The sequence below is a fragment of the Kitasatospora sp. NPDC033851 genome (assembly GCF_055576085.1).
Genome location: NZ_JBVIRL010000005.1, coordinates 68,545 through 89,248, shown reverse-complemented (window position 1 = coordinate 89,248; position 20,704 = coordinate 68,545). Strand labels below are relative to the sequence as shown.

At 73.7% G+C, this 20,704-nt stretch carries 18 protein-coding genes; 8 read left to right on the top strand and 10 right to left on the bottom strand.

Annotation, left to right across the window (positions count from 1 at the left end):
* Positions 1-22: 22 nt before the first annotated feature.
* The 7 genes from ACZ51D_RS12135 to ACZ51D_RS12105 form a co-directional block, all read right to left on the bottom strand.
* Complete coding sequence (locus ACZ51D_RS12135) at positions 23-727, bottom strand: urease accessory protein UreF (RefSeq protein WP_465662129.1); 705 nt, start codon at positions 725-727, stop codon at positions 23-25.
* Positions 728-795: 68 nt separating this feature from the next.
* Positions 796-2,520: an urease subunit alpha gene (gene ureC / locus ACZ51D_RS12130; RefSeq protein ID WP_360490393.1), complete on the bottom strand. Its 1,725-nt coding sequence runs from the start codon at positions 2,518-2,520 to the stop codon at positions 796-798.
* Positions 2,520-2,957 (bottom strand): urease subunit beta, encoded by a 438-nt coding sequence (locus ACZ51D_RS12125; protein WP_360490395.1) that lies wholly within the window; start codon positions 2,955-2,957, stop codon positions 2,520-2,522. Before ACZ51D_RS12125 ends, ureC begins: the two co-directional genes overlap by 1 nt.
* 23 nt (positions 2,958-2,980) lie before the next feature.
* Positions 2,981-3,907 (bottom strand): sirohydrochlorin chelatase, encoded by a 927-nt coding sequence (locus ACZ51D_RS12120; protein WP_465662127.1) that lies wholly within the window; start codon positions 3,905-3,907, stop codon positions 2,981-2,983.
* Between the two features lie 3 nt (positions 3,908-3,910).
* A complete protein-coding gene (locus ACZ51D_RS12115; protein WP_360490399.1) occupies positions 3,911-4,216 on the bottom strand; it encodes an urease subunit gamma in 306 nt (101 codons plus the stop codon).
* 56 nt (positions 4,217-4,272) lie between these two features.
* Complete coding sequence (locus tag ACZ51D_RS12110) at positions 4,273-5,244, bottom strand: urea transporter (RefSeq protein ID WP_465620875.1); 972 nt, start codon at positions 5,242-5,244, stop codon at positions 4,273-4,275.
* A gap of 210 nt (positions 5,245-5,454) precedes the next feature.
* Positions 5,455-6,198, bottom strand: coding sequence for a dienelactone hydrolase family protein (locus ACZ51D_RS12105; RefSeq protein ID WP_465662125.1), 744 nt, complete (start codon positions 6,196-6,198; stop codon positions 5,455-5,457).
* Between the two features lie 148 nt (positions 6,199-6,346).
* Here ACZ51D_RS12105 and ACZ51D_RS12100 point away from each other — a divergent pair, with 148 nt between their 5' ends.
* Positions 6,347-8,524 (top strand): HEAT repeat domain-containing protein, encoded by a 2,178-nt coding sequence (locus ACZ51D_RS12100; protein ID WP_465662123.1) that lies wholly within the window; start codon positions 6,347-6,349, stop codon positions 8,522-8,524.
* Positions 8,525-8,689: 165 nt separating this feature from the next.
* On the opposite strand, the gene ACZ51D_RS12095 is transcribed toward ACZ51D_RS12100, so the two are convergent.
* Complete coding sequence (locus ACZ51D_RS12095; RefSeq protein WP_465621956.1) at positions 8,690-9,448, bottom strand: alpha/beta fold hydrolase; 759 nt, start codon at positions 9,446-9,448, stop codon at positions 8,690-8,692.
* Positions 9,449-9,723: 275 nt separating this feature from the next.
* Between ACZ51D_RS12095 and ACZ51D_RS12090 the strand changes: the two genes are divergently transcribed.
* Together ACZ51D_RS12090 and ACZ51D_RS12085 are read left to right on the top strand one after the other, a co-directional pair.
* Positions 9,724-10,257 (top strand): SigE family RNA polymerase sigma factor, encoded by a 534-nt coding sequence (locus ACZ51D_RS12090; protein WP_465621958.1) that lies wholly within the window; start codon positions 9,724-9,726, stop codon positions 10,255-10,257.
* On the top strand, positions 10,254-11,204 hold the full coding sequence (locus ACZ51D_RS12085) for a hypothetical protein (protein ID WP_465662121.1): 951 nt from the start codon (positions 10,254-10,256) through the stop codon (positions 11,202-11,204). The genes ACZ51D_RS12090 and ACZ51D_RS12085 overlap by 4 nt, the downstream gene beginning before the upstream one ends.
* A gap of 58 nt (positions 11,205-11,262) precedes the next feature.
* On the opposite strand, the gene ACZ51D_RS12080 is transcribed toward ACZ51D_RS12085, so the two are convergent.
* Entirely contained in the window at positions 11,263-12,477 is a 1,215-nt protein-coding gene (locus ACZ51D_RS12080; protein ID WP_465662119.1) for a glycosyltransferase, read from the bottom strand.
* A gap of 202 nt (positions 12,478-12,679) precedes the next feature.
* Here ACZ51D_RS12080 and ACZ51D_RS12075 point away from each other — a divergent pair, with 202 nt between their 5' ends.
* On the top strand, positions 12,680-13,483 hold the full coding sequence (locus ACZ51D_RS12075; RefSeq protein ID WP_465662117.1) for a DUF4037 domain-containing protein: 804 nt from the start codon (positions 12,680-12,682) through the stop codon (positions 13,481-13,483).
* A gap of 198 nt (positions 13,484-13,681) precedes the next feature.
* Here the strand turns inward: ACZ51D_RS12075 and ACZ51D_RS12070 are convergent, their stop codons facing one another.
* Complete coding sequence (locus ACZ51D_RS12070; protein WP_465662115.1) at positions 13,682-15,421, bottom strand: 2-isopropylmalate synthase; 1,740 nt, start codon at positions 15,419-15,421, stop codon at positions 13,682-13,684.
* Between the two features lie 180 nt (positions 15,422-15,601).
* Between ACZ51D_RS12070 and ACZ51D_RS12065 the strand changes: the two genes are divergently transcribed.
* From ACZ51D_RS12065 to ACZ51D_RS12050, 4 genes are all read left to right on the top strand, one after another.
* Entirely contained in the window at positions 15,602-16,285 is a 684-nt protein-coding gene (locus tag ACZ51D_RS12065) for a FadR/GntR family transcriptional regulator (protein ID WP_465662113.1), read from the top strand.
* Between the two features lie 546 nt (positions 16,286-16,831).
* Complete coding sequence (locus tag ACZ51D_RS12060; RefSeq protein WP_465662346.1) at positions 16,832-19,771, top strand: sensor histidine kinase; 2,940 nt, start codon at positions 16,832-16,834, stop codon at positions 19,769-19,771.
* Complete coding sequence (locus tag ACZ51D_RS12055) at positions 19,771-20,226, top strand: roadblock/LC7 domain-containing protein (protein WP_360490420.1); 456 nt, start codon at positions 19,771-19,773, stop codon at positions 20,224-20,226. The genes ACZ51D_RS12060 and ACZ51D_RS12055 overlap by 1 nt, the downstream gene beginning before the upstream one ends.
* A gap of 5 nt (positions 20,227-20,231) precedes the next feature.
* Positions 20,232-20,702 (top strand): DUF742 domain-containing protein, encoded by a 471-nt coding sequence (locus ACZ51D_RS12050; RefSeq protein ID WP_465621970.1) that lies wholly within the window; start codon positions 20,232-20,234, stop codon positions 20,700-20,702.
* The last annotated feature ends 2 nt before the right edge of the window (positions 20,703-20,704 follow it).

The window sequence follows — 20,704 nt, the reverse complement described above, 5'->3', positions numbered from 1 at the left end:
ATGACGTACGAAAAAGGCGGGTTCAGCTCGCGAACAGTCGGGCCTCGGCCCGCTCGTGCTGTCCGGACATCGCGTCGGCGACCGGCACGCAGCCGCCCAGGTCGGCCAACTCCCGTTCCAGTGCCGCCGATACGACCTCACGGATGACCGGCGCGGCCGCCCGCAGCACCACCTGCGCCCTGCGGTGGTCGGTCAGCCGCAGGCGCAGGGCCGCGCCGACGAAGCTGGTGCAGAACGCGAACAGGTCGCCGGTGACGGCCTGTTCGACGGGGACGGCAGCCGAGGCGTAGGCCACCCCGGCGGCCACCGCCTGGCAGCCGGGGGCGCGCTTGTCCGCGACCAGCGCCGCGTACCGTTCCAGCGGCTCGCCGCCCACCGATTCCCGGGCGATGTCCAGGAGTTGGCGTCCGGTTCGGGTGGCGGCCAGCCGTAGCTCACGGTTGAGCTTGGTGGCGTGCAGCCGTTGGTCGGTCTCGGCGAGCAGCTCCCAGTCGCCCGCCGTGGCGGCCCGGTGGGCGAGGGCGAGCGCGGTGGCGTCGGACGGTCCGACGCCGTGGCGCAGCAGGTCGGCGAGCAGGTCGGGCACGGTGTCGGGGGTGACCGCCTTGGCCTGGGCGTAGCCCTCCAGGCCGTGCGAGAGGGTGTAGAAGCCGCTGGGGAAGGCGGAGTCGGTCAGCTGGAGGCAGACCAGCAGGGCGTCCAGCCGCTCCTCGGAGGCTGCGCTCACGCCGGAGGTCCCGCTCGCGCGAGGAGTCCCGCTCGCGCCGGAAGTCCCGCTCACGCCGGAAGTCCCGCTCACGCGAGGTAGAACAGGTGGTTGAGCGGCAGTTCGCGGGCCGGTTCGATGGTCGCGGGCTCGCCGTCCAGGGTGACCTTGTACGTCTCCGGGTCGACCACGATCTTCGGCAGCGCGTCGTTGCGCACCATGTGCTGCTTGCCGATCGACCGGCAGCGCCGCACCGGCAGGACCCGGCTGTCCAGCCCGAGTCGGGCGGGGACGCCGAGGTCCACTGCGGCCTGCGACATGAAGGAGACCCGGGTGGCCTGCCTGGCCCGACCCGACGCGCCGAACATCGGCCGGTAGTAGACCGGTTGCGGGGTGGGCAGCGAGGCGTTCGGGTCGCCCATCAGCGCCCAGTTGATCATCCCGCCCTTGATCACCATCTTGGGCTTGGCGGCGAAGGAGTTGATCGGCCACAGCACGATGTCGGCGAGCTTGCCGGGCTCCAGTGAGCCGATGTGGTCGGCGGTGCCGGAGGCGAGGGCCGGGTTGATGGTGAGCTTGGCGAGGTAGCGCAGTACCCGGACGTTGTCGTGGCGTTCGCTGTCGCCGGCCAGTTTGCCGCGCTGGTCCTTGCAGTGGTGGGCGGTCTGGAAGGCGCGGGTGAAGGACTCGCCGATCCGGCCCATCGCCTGCGAGTCGGAGGAGAAGATCGAGATGACGCCCTCGTCGTGCAGGACGGTTTCGGCGGCGATGGTCTCGGCGCGCACCCGGGAGTCGGCGAAGGAGACGTCCTCGGGGATGTCGTGGCTGAGGTGGTGGCAGACCATCACCATGTCCAGCAGTTCGTCGACCGAGTTGACGGTGTAGGGCAGCGTCGGGTTGGTGGAGGACGGCAGGACGTTGGGCTCGCCGGCGATCCGCATGATGTCGGGGGCGTGGCCGCCGCCCGCGCCCTCGGTGTGGAAGGTGTGGATGGTGCGGCCGTCGATCGCGGACAGGGTGTCCTCGAAGTAGCCGGACTCGTTGAGGGTGTCCGTGTGGATGGCCACCTGGACGTCGTACTCGTCGGCGACGCTCAGCGCGGTGTCGATCGCGGCCGGGGTGCTACCCCAGTCCTCGTGCACCTTGAGGCCGCACACGCCCGCCTCGACCTGCTCGCGCAGCGCTCCGGGCAGCGAACCGTTGCCCTTGCCGAGCAGCCCCACGTTGACCGGCAGGTCCTCGACGGCCTGGTACATCCGGCCGATGTTCCACGGGCCGGGGGTGCAGGTGGTGCCCTTGGTGCCGTCGGACGGGCCGGTGCCGCCGCCGATGAGGGTGGTGATGCCGTTGCTGAGCGCCTCCTGCACCTGCTGCGGGGAGATGAAGTGGATGTGGGTGTCGATGCCGCCGGCGGTGGCGATCAGGTGCTCGCCGGAGATCACCTCGGTGCCCGGGCCGATCACCAGCTCGGGGTGCACGCCGCTCTGGGTGTGCGGGTTGCCGGCCTTGCCGACGGCGGTGATGAAGCCGTCCTTGACGCCGATGTCGCCCTTGACGACGCCGAGCAGCGGGTCCATGACGACGACGTTGGTGATGACCAGGTCGAGCGCGCCCTGGACGGAGGTCGCGGCCGGGTCCTGCGCCATGCCGTCGCGGATGCCCTTGCCGCCGCCGTAGACGGCCTCGTCGCCGTAGTGGCCCTGGTTGAAGTCCTGTTCGACCTCGACCACCAGATTGGTGTCGGCGAGGTGGAAGCGGTCGCCGACGGTGGGGCCGAACAGGTCGGTGTACTGCTTGCGGGAGAGGATGGCCATCAGCGGGCACCTTCCTGGCGGGTCTCCCTGGGGAAGTCCCGGGGCCGGCCTTCCTTGTGGTCGAGGTTGGTGCCCTTGAAGCCGAGGGCGATCGCCCGGTCGATGGCGCGGGCTCGGGTGGCGGGCGCGGTGATGCCGCCGTCCACCAGGTTGCTGAAGCCGACCAGGCGGCGGTGGCCGCCGAACTCGGCGAGCGTGACGTCCTTGGTGTCCCCGGGCTCGAAGCGGACGGCGGTGCCGGCCGGGATGTCCAGGCGCTTGCCGAAGGCGGCGTTGCGGTCGAAGTCGAGGGCGCGGTTGGCCTCGAAGAAGTGGTAGTGGGAACCGATCTGGATTGCCCGGTCACCGGTGTTGCTGACCGTGACGGTGGCCTTGGCGCGGCCGGCGTTGATCTCCACCGGGTCGTCGCCGTACAGGTATGCGGCGCCACCGGACATGGCTGGCCTTCCTCTCTGCCGGTTCAGTGGGGGGTGTGCGCGTGGGGGCGTACGTGGGGGTGCGCGGGGGGCTGGTGGTGAACGTGTTGCGCTTCGCCCGGCCCGTGGCTGTGCGCATGTGCTTCGCCCGGCCCGTGGCTGTGCGCGTAGCCGTGCCCGTGCTCCGCGTCGAGGCCGGCCAGGATGCCGTCCTCCCCGTGCCCGAGGAGGTGCAGCGCCGCCGCGGTCCGGGCCGCGACCACGCCGGCGATCGCCGACGGCCGCAGCAGCGGACCGCCGTCGCGCACGTCGAGGGGCGCGCCGGGGGACGTGCCGTCCCGCAAGCCTTCCCGCACCTCGGCCCGCGCGCCGTCCCGCGCGGTGCGCAGGGCCGGGCCGAAGGAGGCCGGAACGGCCGTCACCTCGCGGGCGCCGAGCAGGCGGCAGCGTTCGGCGCCCTCGGCCGGGTCGGGGTCGCCGCCGTCGAAGGCGACTTCCACCCAGCGGTGCCGCCCGTACTGGCGGACCAGCCGGGCGATCCGGAACAGCTCGGCGTCCTCGAAGGGGCCGGCCGCCGGGGCGGTGACGAGCACGGCGCCGTCGGGGGCCGTGGCGGCGGCGGCGCGCAGCCAGCCGACGAGGTGCTCGGTGGCGCCGAAGGGCGCGGTCAGGGCGAGCCGGCCGCGACCGTCCCCGGCGGCGAGCCGGCGCAGTGCCCGGGCGGTGTCGGCCACGAGTCGGGGGTCGCGGCCGAGCGTCATCGGTACGACGCACACCGGCCGGTCGGTCGCGGCGAGCGCCGACCGTACGGCCTCGGCGAGCGGCCGGCCGGCGGGGGCGACGGCGTGGACGGTGGCGTGACTGGGGGCGTGGACGGCGGGCTCGTGCGCCGTCAGGGTGGCCAGGTCGCGTCCGCCGTCGCTCTCGTGTCCGCCGGCCAGCACGACGGTGGCGGGCTGCGGTCGTGCCATGTCTCAGGCACCCACCGGGTCGTGGCAGGAGACGAGCTTGGTGCCGTCGAGGAACGCGGCCTCGACCTGGAGCAGCGGCAGCATCTCGCGCACGCCGGGCATGACGTCCGCGTTGCCGACGGCCTGCTTGCCGATCTCCATGCACTCGGCGACGGTGCGGCCGTCCCGGGCGCCTTCCATGATGGCCTCGCTGATCAGCGCGCAGGCTTCGCTGTAGTTCAGTTTGACGCCGCGGTCCCGGCGTTTGCGGGCCAGATCGGCGACGACGTAGATGTACAGCTTGTCCATCTCACGCGGCGAGAGATTCACAGGAATCACTCTTCCTTTCCGAGGATCCGATGAAATGCAAGGAGTTGGACGGGAAATCAGACCCGGCGCAGACGGGGAACGGCCGGCACGGCCGCCAGGAACAGCATCGTGGTCAGCACGAACGGCCAGGTGAAGGCGTGGCCGCCGAAGGGCGCGGAGATCGCGGAGATCGCCGGCGTCAGGACGGTGGCGGCGGCCGCGCCGAGCAGGGCGTAGCCCGCGCTCCAGCCGCTCGGGGCGACGAACACCCCGCACAGCGCCAGTGCCACCAGCACCCCGCTGTAGCCGAGCAGCCCCTGCCCGACGGCTTCGGCGGGCGCGCCGAACGCCCAGGCGGTGAGCAGTCCGGTGGCGCTGCCCGCGCAGGCCATCAGGCCCGCGAGGTGGCTCGCCGCGAACAGGCCGGCCAGGAACAGCAGGCCGACGTACCACTGGGGCATGAGGAAGATCTGACCGATGTTCGCGAAGAAGCCGCGCCAGAGCTGGTCCCAGGTCAGCCCGGTCTCGCCGGCGGCCGCCACGGACAGGGCGGCGGGTGCCTCCGCGCCGCGCCACAGCCGCCGGAAGCCGGGAGCGGCGACCGTGACGGCCGTCGCGACCAGGCAGAACGGCGCGGTCAGCGCCGGGAGCCGCCACGTCTCCAGGACCACCCCGAGCCCCGCCGTGACCACCACGGCGACGGCCGACCCGAGCACCGCCACCGCGACCGTGGCCGGATGCCCGGCCCCGAGGAAGACCGCGCAACCGAGCGCCACCAGGCACCCGTTGTACCCGTGCAGCCCGGCCTCCACGGCGCGCCGGTCGAGCCCCAGCCCGTGCGCGACGGCGGTGGAGACGGCGCTGCCGAGCAGACCGTAGAGGCCGTACCGCGGGTCGGCCGCGAACAGTGCGGCCAGGAAGAGGAGCCCGCACATGACGGACGGCATGAAATCGACCTGTGCGACGCCGCGCAGGACTTCGGCGACCAACCTGACGGATATCGGACGAGCCGCGGCGGCCGTGCTCTCCCCACCCTTTTGCTGACCCATGCTTCGCACCAATTCCCGGTACGGCCGGTGGGTTTGGAGGCAGCCCCCGGCGATTCCTCCGGAACCGTACTCCTACGGATTGAGGAGTTGAATGCACACGGGGAGCTACGTCAAATCGACGAAGGGTGACCGCGAGGCCACTGAGCTGCAACATTCTGTTGAAATCGGCACGCGTCGGGATCGTTGAAGAGAGAAATTCTTTGCGAAGTTTTACTTACCCACACCCAAGTGCCGGACCAGGAAGCGCTCCGAGGCCGCCACCTCGAAGTCCGGCACCTCCAGGTGGCCGCCGGGGTTGGCGTGCAGCGTCTTCTCCCGCGAACCGAACGCGCCGAACAATGCCAGCGCCCCCTCGCGCGGAACCAGCTCGTCGTCCCACTGCAGGACGAACTCCAACGGCACGCCCACCCGCGCCGCCGCCTCCGCCTGCGCCGCGTGCCCCGCCAGCCCGAACACCGCCGCGACGATGCGCGGTTCGGCCGCCGCGAGCGGAATGCCGACCGCACTCCCCAACGACAGCCCCCAGAACCCGACCGGGCCGAGGCCCTCCCCCACCGTGCCGAGCGCATCCAGCACGGCCACCCACTCCGGCACCGCCCGCTCCGCGAGCGCCGCCGTGTACCGCGCCACCCACGCGCTGATCGGCCGGCGGGCCGCCAGCAACTCCCCGATCTCCGTCACGAACCGCTCGTCCTGCGCGGTGCGCGACCGCTCCCCGTGCCCCGGCGCGTCCAGTGACACCGCGCCGAAGCCGTACCGCGCGACACACCTCCGGGCCCGCTCCGCCACCGCCAGCTTGTCGCCGCCACCCCCGTGCCCGAGCAGCACCAGCGGCCGCCCGTCGAGCGGCCGCCCGTCCGGCCACCAGAGCACACCGGGCACACCGGGCACACCGTCGAGGGTGAAGCCGCGCTGCGTGACGCCGTCCGAGTTGATCTCCGAGGTGAAGTGCACCCAGCCATGATGGCGCCCGACACACGTTCGAGTCGCGGGTTTCCCCGCCCTGGCCGATTGTCGCCCCCGCCCTCGGGCGGCGGGGGCGGGCCGGGCCCTGGCTGCCGGACCGGTCCCGCTGTCAGACCGGTCCGGCAGAGTGCCGATCATGTTCAACGGACTGCACGACATCGACTGGGAGCGGCTGTCGCACGCCTACGGGAGCGCCGAGGAGGTGCCGGACCTGCTGGCGGCCCTGGCCTCGCCGGACGAGCAGGAGCGGGCCGCCGCACTCGACCACTACTACAGCGCCGTCCTCCACCAGGGCAGCATCTACTCTGCCACCACGGCCACCCTGCCGTTCCTTTTCGAGCTGGTGGACGACCCCGCCGTGCCCGGGCGGGCCGCGATCGTCGAGCTGCTGGTGAGCATCGGCCGCGAGGCGGCGGACCACGAGGCGTACGGGTTCGCCGGTGGGGACGTTTCCGACTCGCTGGCCCTCCTGCGCCGGCGCGCGGACGTGTTCGTGCGGTTCGCCTCGGACCACGACGCCGACCGCTTGCTGCGGCAGGCCGCCATCCCCGCGCTCGGGCTGCTCGTCGACGACGTCCCGCGCGCGGTGGCGGTGCTGCGCGAGCGGCTGAGCGCCGAACCCGGGGTGGTCGAACGGCTGCTGCTGGTCGAGGCGATGGCCACGCTGGCCCTGCGCCGCCCCGAGGCGGTGGGCGAGGCGACGGCGTGGCTCACCGCCCTGGCCGACGACGAGGCCCTGGACACCACCACCCGGCTCGCCGCCCTCGTCCACCGCACCCGCTGCGCGACGGAGCCGGGCGGGGGCGAGGTCACGGCCGCGATCGGGCTGCTGCGGCGGGAGGCGGAGCCGGCCGACGGCTGGTGGGTTTCGCCCCGGCCCGTCCAGGAGAAGCCGCCGATCGAGCCGGGCAGCGCTCCGGGGTACGTCATCGCCGCATTCGAGGAGTTGGAGCGCCACTCGGTGGTCCACTCGCCGACCACCCGGCTGCTGCGCACCTTCCACCAGGTGCTGGACGCCCGGGTGGTCGACCGCACCGCACTGCTCGCGGAGCAGCTGCGCAGCCCGGATCCCGGCGCCCGCCTCGACGCCCTGCGGATGACCGCCGAGCTCGTCACGTCCTGGCGGGGCGACCACGGTTCGCTCATCGGCATGGTCGCCGAGCGGCTGGCCGACCCGCATCCCGAGGTGGTTGCCGAGGCCGCGGCCGTCCTCGGCACCTGCCACGCCGTCGCCGGCCCCGCCCGCGAGGCCCTCGCCGCCCTCGTCGCGGCCCAGCGCGCGGAGTTCGGGCCCGAGGTGTGGTCCTCGCCCCAGCCGCACCGGCGCCGGGCCCACCAGGAGGCGGTACTGGCGCTGGCCCACCTCGGCGACGAACGGGCCCGGCCGGGACTGCTGACGGCGCTGGACAGCGGAGCCGACGCCTGGCGGGCGGTCGGTGTCGCGCGCCATCTCCCCTCCGCTGCAGGGACCTTGGCGCCACGCCTGGCCAAGATGCTGCGGGGCTTCGACCTGGCTGCGCAGTGGAGCGACACGGAGGTCGGATCGGTCCTCGCCGCCCTCGGGGCGCTCGGGGACACGGCGGCGCTGCCGGCCGTCACGGAGGTGCTCGACGCGGCGGTGCGGGAGAAACAGTGGCGTACCGCCTCCACCGCGCTGCAGAACCTGCGGCGCTTCGGCCCGGCGGCCGCAGGTGCGGGCACGGGTACGGGTGCCGACTCGGGCTCGGGCTCGGGCTCGGGCACGTTGGCGCGGATCCGGGCGCTGACGACGGCCGCCGAGGCGGATCCGAGCGTGGTGGCCGCCGCCCTCGCCGCGCTGTGGGCGGTCGGAGGCGATCCGGCGGAGGTCCTGCCGCTGCTGCTCCCCGCGCTCGACGCCACCGGCCCCTTCCGGGTGAACGAGGCCGCCGACGTCCTCGGCGGGATCGGTCCCGCCGCGGCGGCCGCCCTGCCCCGGCTGCGCGCGTTGCTGGCCGACGACTACGACTGGGTGCGCGTCCACTGCGCCGCCGCGCTGTGGGAGATCGGCGGCGAGCCCGAGGCCCCGGCCGTCCTCGGCGCGCTGCTCCCGGCCTGGGAGAGGAACTCCGCGACCGGCGGCCACGTCGCCGCCTGCCTGGAGCGGATGGGTGCCGCCGCCGCGCCGGCCGTCCCGCTGCTGCGGGCGCAGCTCGAACTGCCGCGCCGGGGCGGCCGGTTCGGGACGATCGAGGAGGACGAGAAGCTGCAACGCCAGTGCCGCGCACTCCTCGCCCGCCTCGACGCGGCCGGCGTGACGTCAGCCGGTGTGACGCCGACCGGTCTGCCGGTGTGACACCGGCCGGTGTGCCGGCGGCCGGCGTGCAGGCGGCCGGCGTGCAGGCATGACGTCGGCCGGGCGGCGCCACTCTCCGGGGCGCTGAAACGGGCGGGAAGCAGGGAGCGGAAAGTCGGCCGATCCGACGTCCCGCTCCTCCGCCGTGGCCCGGCAACCGGGCCGCTACCGCGCGTCCGCGGCCTCCCGCAGGAAGTCCAGCACCAGGGCGGTCGTCTCCTCCGGCCGCTCCAGGCTCGGCAGGTGGCCGGACCAGGACAGTTCGAGGTATCGGGCGTTCGGGAGCAAGCCGGGGAGGGCGGCGGCGATCTCGCGGAAGTCCGGCACGTCGTGGGCGCCGCCGACGGCCAGGGTGGGGGCCTTGATCAGGGAGAGGTCGACGTCCTCCCGGTCCGGGCCGGTCGTCGCCTCCGCCTGCACGTCGAAGGCGTGCCGCTGCATCCGCCGGACGTTCGCGCGGACCGTCTCGTCCGCCTCCGGCCCCAGCCAGGTCTCGACGTTCAGCTCGACGGCCCCGTCGATGTCCCCGGCCTCGATCAGCTCGTCCTCGCGGCCCCCGAAGGCACGCAGCGTCTCGCTGGGCTGGTGCCCGGGCATGCCCGGGGCCAGCAGCACCAGCGCCGTCACCGCGTCCGGGCGCAGCGCGGCCGCCGTCAGGGCGATCCGGCCGCCGTGCGAGGAGCCGACCAGCGCCGCGGACTCGATGCCCAGGTGGTCCAGCAGGGCCAGGACATCCCCGGCGTCGCTGTAGGGGCCGTCCGCGAGCGGCGAGTCACCGAAGCCCCGGAAGTCGCACCGCACCGCCCGGTACCCGGCGTCGACCAGCCGCTGCCACTGCGCGTCCCACATCCGCCGGTCGCATACCGAGGAGTGCAGCAGCACCACGGCGGGCCCGCTGCCTGATACGTCATGAGAAAGGATCATCGGCTGGATGGTAGCGACCCGGCCCACGGATTCCCAAGCGGATTTACGCGCGGCCTTCAGGCCTCCTGCCAGGCTTTTTGCCCCGCCTTGTGCCCGGCCACCCGCCAGGCCTTCCGCCAGGCCTTCGGTCAGGCCGCTGCCCGCGCCGGCCCCCAGCCCCTCCGCACCTCGCGTCGATCCCCGGCGGCCCTTCCGGCCGTGGCTCTGCAGGAGGGCCCGCACGGGAGTAAGCGCTTCCGTCCGCACCTGGGCTCTGGGTGGGTGAGGAGGTGCTCATGGGAGAAGCGAAGAGCGGGCCGAACGACGAGTTCCAGGCGTTCATCGTCGCGGTCTGGCCGCGCCTGGTACGGACGGCGTACCTGCTGGCCGGCGAGCAGTACGCGGCGGAGGACCTGGTGCAGTCCGCGGCGGAGAAGGCCTGCGCGGCCTGGTCGAAGGTACGGCGGGCGGACGATCCGTACGCCTACGTGCGGCGGATCCTGGTCAACCAGCACGCCCGCCGGTGGCGGCGCCGGCTGCCGGAGCTGCTGGTGGACGCGGTGCCGGACGCGGCGGGACCGGAGGACGGGTTCGCCCGGTCCGACCAGCGCGGGGCGCTGCTCACCGCGCTGGCGACGCTGCCGCCGCGCCAGCGGGAGGCGGTGGTGCTGCGGCACTGGGAGGACCTGAGCGACAGCCAGACGGCGACGGCCATGGGGTGCTCGGTCGGCGCGGTGCGCAGCCACGCGGCGAAGGGCATCGCGCGGCTGCGGCAGGTCACGGAGCTGGTGGGACTCAAGGACACGACACACATCGGAGGAGCGGTATGAGCGCGGACGTGGACGCCGGCAAGGACCTGTGGATCGGGCTCGGCCTGGCCGAGGCGGCGGCGGAGGCGAAGGTCGGCCCGGCACCGGTCGCGGACATCGTGGCGGGCGGCCACCGGCGGCGGAACCGCCGCCGTACGGTGGTCGGCGCGGTGGCGCTGGCCTCGGTGGTGGCCCTGACGGGCGGGGTGCTGGCGCAGTTGCACCCCGGCCCGGCGGCCACCCAGCATGTCGCCCCCGCCGGGATCGGAGCCCCCGCCGGCGCCGGAGCTGTCGGGACCGGAGCCGCCGGAACCGGAGCGGTCGGCGAGTCCGCCACCGTCCCGACGGCCGGAGCCGCCACCCCCGGCGCGCGCGACCCGTTCACCCCGGTCCGGGTCCGGCTCGGGCAGGGTGTCGCCAACGGCAAGGCCTGGGAGATCTGGCAGGCGCTCTGGCCGGCGGCGCCGAAGGAGCGGGCGTACGAACAGGCGCTGGCGGTGTGGCAGGAGCGCACGCCCTTCGACTCCACCGTCCCCAAGCCCACTCCGGAGTACGTCGCCCAGTACTGGGACCCCGACTCCGATGTCATCAACACCTACTTCACCGTGGACGGGGTGCGCCTGGGCCACGACGCGGAGGGCAGCACCCCGTCCCCGGGCAAGCTCGACCCGCGCGAACGGACCGTCCACGGCGGCGGCCTGTTCGGCCGCAGTAGCAAGGACGGCATCGTGCCGCCGGCGGACGTGGTGACGCTCTCCATCGGCCCCGACGTCGGCCGGGTGCTGGTGACCTGGGCGGACGGCACGACCACCGAGCCCCAGCCCGTCACCGTCGGCGACTCCCCGACCCGCCGCATGGTGGTCGCCCGCCCGGGGACGATGCGGGCGACGTCCTGGCAGTTCTTCGACAAGAACGGCAACAAGCTCCCGGACGAGGGCGCCAAGTACCTCACCGAGCCGGCCTCCTGACCTGCTCGGGAGTGGGAAGTCGGCCCCGCCGACTTCCCACTCCGCCCGGGGAACGGTTTCAGCCCACCGCGTCCAGCAGCAGCCTCGCCGCCACCGCGGTGCCGTCCGTGCGGATCTCGCCCGCGACGGCGGCGGCCCGCCGGGTGGTCTCCGGGGTCAGGGCCTGCCGGAGGGCGGTGGCCAGGGAGTCGGCCGTCGGGGTGGGGCCGTCGTGGGCGACGCCGATGCCCAACTCGGCCACCCGCGACGCCCAGTACGGCTGGTCGACGATCTGCGGGACCAGGACCTGGGGCACACCGGCGCGGGCGGCCGTGGTGGTGGTGCCCGCGCCGCCGTGGTGGACGACGGCCGCGACCCGACGGAACAGCGCCTGCTGGTTGACCTCCCCGACGGCGAAGCAGTCGTCCGCGCCGTCGACCTCGGCCAGCTGGGCCCAGCCGCGTCCCAGCAGCACCCGGCGGCCCTGCGCGCGGACGGCGTCGACCGCCGCCCGGGCCGCGCCCGGCGCGTCGCGCAGCGGCATGCTGCCGAAGCCGACGTACACCGGTGCCTCGCCGGCCGCCAGGAAGGCCTCCAGGTCGGCGGGCATCGGGCGCTCGTCCGGCAGGATCCACGCGCCGGTCTGCTCCACCTCGAGGTCGGCCGGCAGCCGCCACGGGTCGAGCGTCGGGTCGGTGGCCAGCCACGGGCGGTCGGTGAGGACGTGGTCGCGGACGTTCTCGACCACCGGCAGCCCGACGGCCGCCCGGTGGTCGTTGACCGGCCCGCCGAACAGCGCGTTCATGGCCCCGATGTTGAGTTCCCACAGCTCCCGGTGGTCGGTCACCTCCGCCGGGTACGGCTGTATCGGGTACTCGAACGGCCGGTGGTGCGGGGAGGGAAGGACGGTCGGCTGCAGCGCGAGGTACGCGAAGCGCGCGCCCAGCTTCTCGGCTGCCGCCTGCGCCCCGGCCACGGCCGGGAACAGCCCGGTCGCCACCACCGCGCCACCCGGCTCGGCCGCCCCGAGCACCGCCTCGTAGAACTGCTCGACCAGCGCGGCCGCCCGCTTCGGCAGGTCCGACGGCGCCGGCGGCGGCCCGCTCACCAGCGAACGCACCGACTGGCCGACCGGCACCAGGTCCACCCCGACCTCGGCCAGCCGCGCCGCGAACTCCTCGTCCGGCGGCGCGCACACCCGCACCTGCACGCCGAGCTCCCGCAGCCGCAGCGCCAACCCGGCCAGCGGCTCGACATCCCCGCGCGACCCGTACGCCGACAACACCACTCGCATTTCGTGACTCTCCCGTTTTCGCCGGTCCTTGGGCTTGAGTTGGTGATTCTGCGGCATGACGGGGGCCTTGCGGCAAGGCCCCCGTGGCTCTATACCTTGAGAGTGGCGAGGAGTGAGTTCACCTCCTCTGCTTCCCTCACCTCGTCCTCCACTCCCCTCGGCCGTTCGACCCTTCCGCCTTTCGCTCTGTCAGACTCTGTCCATGCGAACGATCATCGAGGGCATGGCCGATCAACTGACCACCGTGCCGGGCGTGGTGGGCGTGATGCTCGGGGGCAGCCGGGCACGGGGCGAGCACAGTGCGGGCTCGGACTGGGATCTCGGGGTGTACTACCGGGGCGACCTCGACCTGGAAGCGCTGCGGGCACTGGCCGGCCCCGGCGTGGAGGTCGCCGGGCCGGGCGGCTGGGGGCCGTGGGTGAACGGCGGCGCGTGGCTGCGGGTCGACGGCGTCGCCGTGGACTGGATCCTGCGGGACCTGGACCGCGTCGAGCAGGTGTGGGCGGACTGCCGCGAGGGCCGCTACGAGGTAGGGGTGCAACCGGGCCATCCGCTCGGATTCTGGTCGCCCTGCTACCCCGGCGAGGTGGCGTGCGGGCAGGTACTTGCCGACCCTGCCGGCGAGTTGACGGCTCTGAAGCGGCAGACCGCACGCTACCCCGAGCCGCTCCGCGAGGCCCTGACGGCGGCCGCCTGGGAGGCCGGGTTCCTGCTCGACGTCGCCGAGAAGGGAGCCGCCCGCGCGGACGCGCTGTACGTCTCGCTCTGCCTGTCCCGGGCGTTCGGCGTCCTGGCGCAGGCCCTGCACGCCCACGACCGCCGCTGGTGCCTCAACGAGAAGGGTGCCCTGGCCGTCGCCGAGCAACTCACCGCCGCACCCGAGGACTTCGGCCGGCGAGTCTGCTCCATCCTCGCGGCACCCGGCGGATCGGCGCACGACCTGACCGCGACGGTCTCCCGGGCACAGGAGCTGACCCGGGAGACCGTCGTGGAGCTCGGACGCTGACCGACCATCAGGCGGAGCGGCCCTCAGGCCGAGCGGCCTCAGGCAGATCGGACGGACTGCCGTCCGGACGGTGTTCCGCTCGGTTCGGCGTCACGGCGGACGGGGCTCCATGAGTCCCTCTCATGACCCCGGCCTATGAGTTCCTCGCATGACCCCGACCCATGAGCCCCGCTCATGACCCCGACCCATGAACCCCCCTCATGACCCCGACCCATGAGTCCCCCTCATGACCTTCCCGGTAGCGCCGCCGGCGGCGGCCCGGCCCGCCGCGCTCAGCACCGCCCGTACGCCGGCTGTGAGGACGGAGGTGTCCCGTCCGGCGCCCCAGACGACCCGGCCTCCGATCCGTGCCTCGACGTAGGCGACCGCTTCGGGCCCGGAGCCCACCGCGTGTTCGCTGAAGGAGAGGATCTCTGCCCCGACCGCGTCCGCGACGGCGTCCAGCGGTCCGACGCCGGTGCCGCGCCGTCCGTCGACCTCGGCCCAGTCGTCACCCACCTGCCAGGCCCATGAGGAACTCTCATCGAGGTACTCCGCCCGGAACAGCCGGTACAGCTCCTCGCCCGTCACTTCCCTGCCGCTGTCGTCGGTCGCCTGCTGTACGGTCCGCGCGAACTCGATCTGCAGTCGTCGGGGCAGCTCGAGCCCTTCGCCGGCGCGCAGCAGATAGGCGATGCCGCCCTTGCCGGACTGGCTGTTGACGCGGATCACCGCCTCGTAGTCGCGGCCCAGGTCGGCCGGGTCGATCGGCAGGTAGGGCACCGACCAGGGTGCCTCCCGTTCGGGGACGCCCAGTTCGGCGGCGGTTTTGGCGTGTTGTGCGAACCCCTTCTTGATGGCGTCCTGGTGGGTGCCGGAGAAGGCGGTGTGCACCAGGTCGCCGGCGTACGGGTGTCGTTCGTGGACGGGCAGCCGGTTGCAGTGTTCGACGGTGCGCCGGATCTCGTCGATGTCGGACAGGTCGAGCATCGGGTCGACGCCCTGGGTGTGCAGATTGAGTGCCAGGGTGACCAGGTCGACGTTCCCGGTGCGCTCGCCGTTGCCGAACAGGCAGCCTTCGATCCGCTGTGCGCCGGCCAGCACCGCGAGTTCGGCGCAGGCGACGCCCGTGCCCCGGTCGTTGTGCGGGTGGACGGAGAGGATCACCGCGTCGCGCCGTTCCAGGTGCCGGTCCATGTACTCGATCTGGTCGGCGTAGACGTTGGGTGTGGCGATCTCGACGGTCGCCGGCAGGTTGTGGATGACCGGACGGTCGGGACTCGCGTCCCACAGCCGGGTCAGCCCGTTGCACACCTCCAGCACGTAGTCGGGTTCGGTCAGGTTGAACACCTCGGGCGAGAACTGGAACCGCAGGCCGTCCCGGCCCTCCCCGAGCCGGGCCGTGTGGGTGGCGGCTTCGGTGATGAGCGCCCGCAGCTCCGCCCGTTCCTTGCCGAGGACGACGTCCCGCCACAGCGGCGCGGTCGCGGTGTAGAGGTGGACGACGACGTGCGGCAGGCCGGCGACGGCCTCGAAGGTGCGCTCGATCAGGTCCGCCCGGGCGGCGGTGAAGACGACGACCGTGACGTCTTCGGGGACGGCGCCGGGGGTGGTGGCGAGTTGGCGGACGAAGTCGAAGTCGGCGCGGCTGGCGGAGGGGTAGCCGACTTCGATCTCCTTGAAGCCCATGGCCAGGAAGAGGTCGAACATCCGTTGCTTGCGCGTCGGGTCCATCGGTTCGGCGAGGGCCTGGTTGCCGTCCCGCAGGTCGACGGGCACCCACAGCGGCGCCCGCTCGATGCGCCGGCCGGGCCAGCGCCGCATCAGGGCGGGGACGTGGACCCGGTCGTGGGCGGGGCGGTAGCGGTGGGAGGGCATGGCGCCACCGCGTTGCGGGTTCCAGGCGGGGGTGTCGGCCGGGACGGGCCCGGCGGGGGCGTGCAGGGTCGGGAAGATCATGCGAGTTCCTCATGACGCATACCGGTGACCGGCAGGTCGGCGCCCCGCAGCGGGGTGCCGGTCCGGTCACGCCCCGCTGCGGCCACCAAGAAGAAGGCCCCCCACGGGGAGGATCCACGGCTGCATGTTGGGTAGAGTACCCACGACACAAGTCCTCAGACAACCTGACAGGTGAGCCCGATGATCCCGCTCCGCCCCTCCCCCCTCGCCGAGCAGGCCGCCGCGCGGATCGAGGAGCAGATCCGGTCCGGCCAGTGGCCGGTGGGCGGGAAGCTGCCGGGCGAGGTCGCACTGGCCAAGGAGTTGGGTGTCGGCCGCTCGACGATCCGGGAGGCGCTGCGCACGCTCGCCGCGGCCGCAATGGTGCAGAGCCGCCAGGGCTCCGGGGTGTTCGTCACCGCCGACCGCCCCGCCGAGGACTGGCCTGCCCGGCTGCGCCGCGCCGAACTGGCGCACGTCTACGAGGTGCGGACGATGGTCGAGGTGCAGGCCGCCCGCCTCGCGGCCACCCGGCGCACGGAGGCGGACCTCGCCGCCCTCGACGCCGCACTGGCGGCCCGCCGCGCGGCGGGCGGGGCCGACGACACCGCCTTCGTGGACGCCGACATCGCCCTGCACACCGCCCTCGTGACCGCTGCCCACAATCCCGTCCTGGACGACCTCTTCGCCCAGTTCGCCCCGGTTCTGCGGGAGCAACTGGTCACCCTGATCGGCCTGTTCGACCTTCGGGCCGAGGACCCGAACCAGGGCTACGACTCGCACGCCGCTCTCGTCCGCGCCGTTCACGAGGGCGACCCGGAGGCCGCCGGTCGGGTCCTGGCGGCCGAGCTGGAGGCCACCCGCTCCCGCCTCCTGGCGGACTGAGCCTTCCGACGGACCGCACCGGCGAACGTGCCCGGTGAACCCGCCGAGGCCCGGTCCCGTTGAGTCCGGTGGAGCACCTGCCACGGGCGCTCCCGATGCGGCGTCACACAGTTTTCACACGGCGGCCACCCGCCGGCCGCGCGACGCGTTGACACTGTGTCAAGCGAGTCCGGAACAGCCTGCTCCGCATGCATACAGTCAACGACTGAATGACATTGTGTCCCATGTGTGTGCAAGCACCGCCCAGGTGGCGAACGGGCTTTCACTCCAATCACACGGTATGACTAGTATCGCTTCGTCAAAAACCCGTGCCCGGACGGCCCGGCCCCTTACCGGCCGGCCGCCAGCCCCAAGGAGTCTGCTCTGCGCGCGCGTGCGAATCGGCGGCCCCCGACGCCGAAGGGCCCCCGCAGGCGTCCACGCCTGTCCCTGCGGACGGCGCTGCTCGTCCTGGCCGTCGTCCCCAGCATCGCCCTCGTCGTCCTCTGGGCGGTCACCAGCGGCGAGACCGTCTTCGACTTCCAGCGGCAGGCCGCCCAGGGCCTCCTGGCCCAGAAGGCCGGCCAGCCGTCGAACATCGTCTACTACAACCTCCAGGAGGAGCGCCGGCTCAGCGCCGAGGCACTCGCCCGGCCCGGCGCCAACACCGACCAGCTACGCCGCCAGCGGCAGTCGACCGACGACGCGGTGCGCCAGTTCCAGAGCCTGTCCGGCGAGACCGCCGACAGCGCGCCCGGGGAGGTGCGCAGCGCCGTCGCCGAGGCCCGCCAGGCCATGGGCAAGCTGGCCGAGCAGCGCGCCGCCGTGGACCGCGGATCGGTCGACCAGCAGACCGTCTACGCCTACTACACCGACCTGATCGCGGTGGACCTGCGGCTGTTCACCGCGCTCAGCCACGTGGACACCGGCGAGGTCACCTGGATCTCCAAGACCCTGGTCAACGCCTTCTGGGCGAAGGAGATGCTGGCCCGCGAGGACGCCGTCCTGGCTCGCGGCTGGCCCACCGGCCGGCTGAGCACCGCCGACTACCAGGCCGTCCAACAGGCCATCGGCGCGCAGGACCACCTGCTCACCGTCCAGGTCCTCCCGTACATCCCGGACGGCGAGGCCCCCGCCTGGCACGACCTGATGAACAGCCCGGCCTGGCAGGCCAAGGCCGCCGTCGAACAGCAGCTGACCAAGCCCACCGCCGCCGACGCGGCCGGCACCGTCAAGCTGCCCGCCGCCCAGGACCAGTGGCGCCAGGCCCTCGACCAGCTCAACCCCCCGCTGGTCAAGGCGATCGAGACCCGCACCAGCGGCATCGTCGAGGTCGGCAAGGGCACCATCCTGAGCCTGCTGACCCGGGTCGTGCTGACCACCGTCATCGGCCTGATCACGGTCGTCGCGGTGGTCATCGCCTCCTGGCGGATCAGCCGCTCGCTGCGCCGCCGCATCAAGGAACTGCACACCCAGGCCGAGGAGATGCGGCGCACCCTGCCCGAGGTGGTCGAGCGCCTCGGGCGCGGCGAGCAGGTGGACGTCGAGGCCGAGACCCGCACCATCACCGCCGGCCCGCACGGCAACGGCACCGACGAGCTGGCCCGCCTCGGCCTGGCCCTCAACCTGGCCCGCGCCTCCGCCCTGGAGGCCGCCGTCGGCCAGGCCGAGCAGCACCGCGGCTTCGAACGGCTGCTGCAGCGCATCGCCCGCCGCACCCAGCTGCTGATCGGCCGCCAGCTGCGCAAGCTGGACGAGCTGGAGCGCAAGCACGAGGACCCGGAGGTCCTGGAGGGCCTGTTCGACCTCGACCACCTCACCGCCCGTCTGCGCCGCTACGAGGAGAACCTCGTGATCATGGCCGGCGGCCAGCCGCAGCGGCGCTGGCGCAAGCCCGTCCCGCTGCTCGACGTGCTGCGCGCCGCGCAGGGCGAGGTGCAGGACTACCGCCGGATCATGCTCGACGTCGAGGGCCACCCGTGGCTGTCCGAGCGGGCCGTCGGACCGGTCGCGCACGTGCTCGCCGAGCTGATGGAGAACGCCACCACCTTCTCCAAGCCGCCCACGCCGGTCGAGGTCCGGGCCGCCCTGGTCGGCCGCGGGCTCGCGATCGAGATCGAGGACCGCGGCCTGGGCATGGACCCGGCGCAGTACGACGCGGCCAACGAGCTGATGAGCCGTCCGCCGCGCACCGACGTGCTGGCCCGGGCCGACGACATCCGCCTCGGCTTCCACGTGGTCGCCCGCCTCGCCACGCTGCACGGGCTGAAGATCGAGTTCCGCCCGTCGGCCTTCGGCGGTACCCGGGTGGTCGTGCTCGTCCCGGACGAGCTGGTCATCGACGGCGACACCGGGCTGCCGGACGGCTCCCCCGGCGCGCCCGCCGAGCCCATCCCGCTGGTCCGGCGCTCGCGCCGGGCGGTGCGCTCGGCCTCCGACGAGGTGCCCGCCCAAGAACCGGCCGGACCGCCGGTCGCACCGGTGGAGTCCTTCGGACAGGGCCACTTCGTGCCGCAGGCCGCGCCCGTGCCACTGGCGGTGGCGGCGGCTCCCTACCCGGCGGGCCCCTACCCGGCGGGCCCCTACCCAGCGGGCCCCTACCAGGCTGCGCCCGAGCAGGAGGTGCCCCACCCGGCAGCCCCCGCGCACGAGGGTCCCGTACCGGCGGATCCGGTCCAGGAGGCACCCGTACAGGAGGCAGCCGTACAGGAGGCCTTCCCACCGGTGCCGGCGGCCCCCGCCCTGGAGGCGCCGTACCCGTCGGTTCCCGTCCAGGAGCCGTTCCCGCAGGGGCCCTCCTCGCAGCCGCCCTTCCAGGAGCAGCCCCTCCCGCAATCCGCCCTCCCGCAATCCGCCCTCCCGCTGTCCCCGCTCCCGCCCGAGCATCCGATCGAGCACAGCTCCCCCGGCGACCCCGCGCCCGCGGGGGACACCCCGGCCTACCCGGACATCGCCTACGCCCGGGTCACCGAGGCCGAGGCCCCGTACGCCGACGAGCAGTACCGCCCGGCCGACCACTACCGGCTGGCCGAGCGGCGCAGCACCCGCGAGTACCCCACCTCGGTGCCGTACAGCCCGGCCGAGGGCGGGCAGCCGCCGCTGCCGCAGCGCGTGCGGCAGGCCAGCCTGGCCGCCGAGCTGCGGGTGCCGCCGCCGGCCCCGCAGTGGGTCGAGCGCCCCGCCGATCGCCCCGTCGAGGCCGGATCCGGGGCCGGGTCCCAGGCCGGGACCGGGGTCACCGCCGACGCCGCCGCACCGCCCGCGGGCCCGTTCCAGCGCTCCGACCGCCCGGTGCGGCGCGCGGGTGCGGCAATCGGTGCCTTCCAGCGCCAGTCCCGTGCCGCCCGGGCGCAGGACAGCGGCGAGCACCGGCTGCCCGCGGTCCCCACCCCGGCGGCTCCCCCCGCCCCCGGCGCCCCCGCCGGTCCCCCGGCTCCCGCGCCCGGCCCCTCCCCCTGGGCCCTGCCTGCCGCGGACTCCCGAACCACACGAACGGATGACCAGTGATGAACCGCACGATCGCCACCCACCAGGACCTGGACTGGCTGCTGGACGGACTCGTCGACTCGGTGCCCGGGACCAGGAACGCCGTCCTGCTCTCCGACGACGGTCTCGTGGTGAGCCACTCCCGCACCATCGAGCGGGCCGACGCCGAGCGCCTGGCCGCCGTCGCCACCGGCCAGCAGAGCCTGGCCCGCGGCGTCGGGCAGCTCTTCGACGGCGGGCCGGTGCACCAGGTGATCGTCGAGCTCGCCGAGTGCTGGCTGTTCATCATCGCCGCCGCCCAGGGCACCCACCTGGCCGTGGTCGCCTCCCAGGAGGTGGACGCCGAGGTGATGTCCGTCGCGATGCACACCCTGGTGCAGCAGGTCGGCCAGAAGCTCACCACCCCGGCCCGCAGCGAGAACGCCCCTGGTGCCCCCGCCTCGTTCGACGTGTTCGCCGCCCGGAACCGGGGCTGACCCGGGTGGGCCCGTACGGGAACGACGCCGCGCGGGAGGACCCCCTGCGGCGCGGCGCGGTGCCGCACTGGAGCGAGCTGGAGGAGGACGCGGAGGACGAGACGGGCAGCATGGTCCGCCCGTACACCATCACCCGCGGCCGCACCGCGCCCGAGCGGGACGACCTCACCCTCATCACCGTGCTCACCACGGTCGAGGAGGAGGCCGCCGTGGCCCTGGCGCGGGGCAGCCGCGCCGGTGCCCGCGGCCTCCAGCCCGAGCACCGTCTGATCCTCGACCGCTGCCGGCGCCCGGCAGCCGTCGCCGAGGTGTCGGCCGGCCTGGACCTCCCGGTCTCGGTCACCAAGATCCTGCTGGGCGACCTGGTCGCCCAGGGCCTGCTGAAGGCCCGGGCGCCGCTCTCGGTGGCCCGGGCCGCCGGGGGCGTGGACCTCGGCCTGCTCACGGCCGTACGCGAAGGACTCCGGAGACTCTGAAC

What these genes read in the sequence shown, in the direction of transcription:
- ACZ51D_RS12070 (WP_465662115.1), bottom strand. Translation starts at nt 15,421, where the DNA reads ATGATCTTCCCGACCCTGCACGCCCCCGCCGGGCCCGTCCCGGCCGAC.
- ACZ51D_RS12065 (WP_465662113.1), top strand. Translation starts at nt 15,602, where the DNA reads ATGATCCCGCTCCGCCCCTCCCCCCTCGCCGAGCAGGCCGCCGCGCGG.
- ACZ51D_RS12110 (WP_465620875.1), bottom strand. Translation starts at nt 5,244, where the DNA reads ATGGGTCAGCAAAAGGGTGGGGAGAGCACGGCCGCCGCGGCTCGTCCG.
- ACZ51D_RS12080 (WP_465662119.1), bottom strand. Translation starts at nt 12,477, where the DNA reads ATGCGAGTGGTGTTGTCGGCGTACGGGTCGCGCGGGGATGTCGAGCCG.
- ACZ51D_RS12100 (WP_465662123.1), top strand. Translation starts at nt 6,347, where the DNA reads ATGTTCAACGGACTGCACGACATCGACTGGGAGCGGCTGTCGCACGCC.
- ACZ51D_RS12095 (WP_465621956.1), bottom strand. Translation starts at nt 9,448, where the DNA reads ATGATCCTTTCTCATGACGTATCAGGCAGCGGGCCCGCCGTGGTGCTG.
- ACZ51D_RS12125 (WP_360490395.1), bottom strand. Translation starts at nt 2,957, where the DNA reads ATGTCCGGTGGCGCCGCATACCTGTACGGCGACGACCCGGTGGAGATC.
- ACZ51D_RS12055 (WP_360490420.1), top strand. Translation starts at nt 19,771, where the DNA reads ATGAACCGCACGATCGCCACCCACCAGGACCTGGACTGGCTGCTGGAC.
- ACZ51D_RS12120 (WP_465662127.1), bottom strand. Translation starts at nt 3,907, where the DNA reads ATGGCACGACCGCAGCCCGCCACCGTCGTGCTGGCCGGCGGACACGAG.
- ACZ51D_RS12090 (WP_465621958.1), top strand. Translation starts at nt 9,724, where the DNA reads ATGGGAGAAGCGAAGAGCGGGCCGAACGACGAGTTCCAGGCGTTCATC.
- ACZ51D_RS12085 (WP_465662121.1), top strand. Translation starts at nt 10,254, where the DNA reads ATGAGCGCGGACGTGGACGCCGGCAAGGACCTGTGGATCGGGCTCGGC.
- ureC (WP_360490393.1), bottom strand. Translation starts at nt 2,520, where the DNA reads ATGGCCATCCTCTCCCGCAAGCAGTACACCGACCTGTTCGGCCCCACC.
- ACZ51D_RS12075 (WP_465662117.1), top strand. Translation starts at nt 12,680, where the DNA reads ATGCGAACGATCATCGAGGGCATGGCCGATCAACTGACCACCGTGCCG.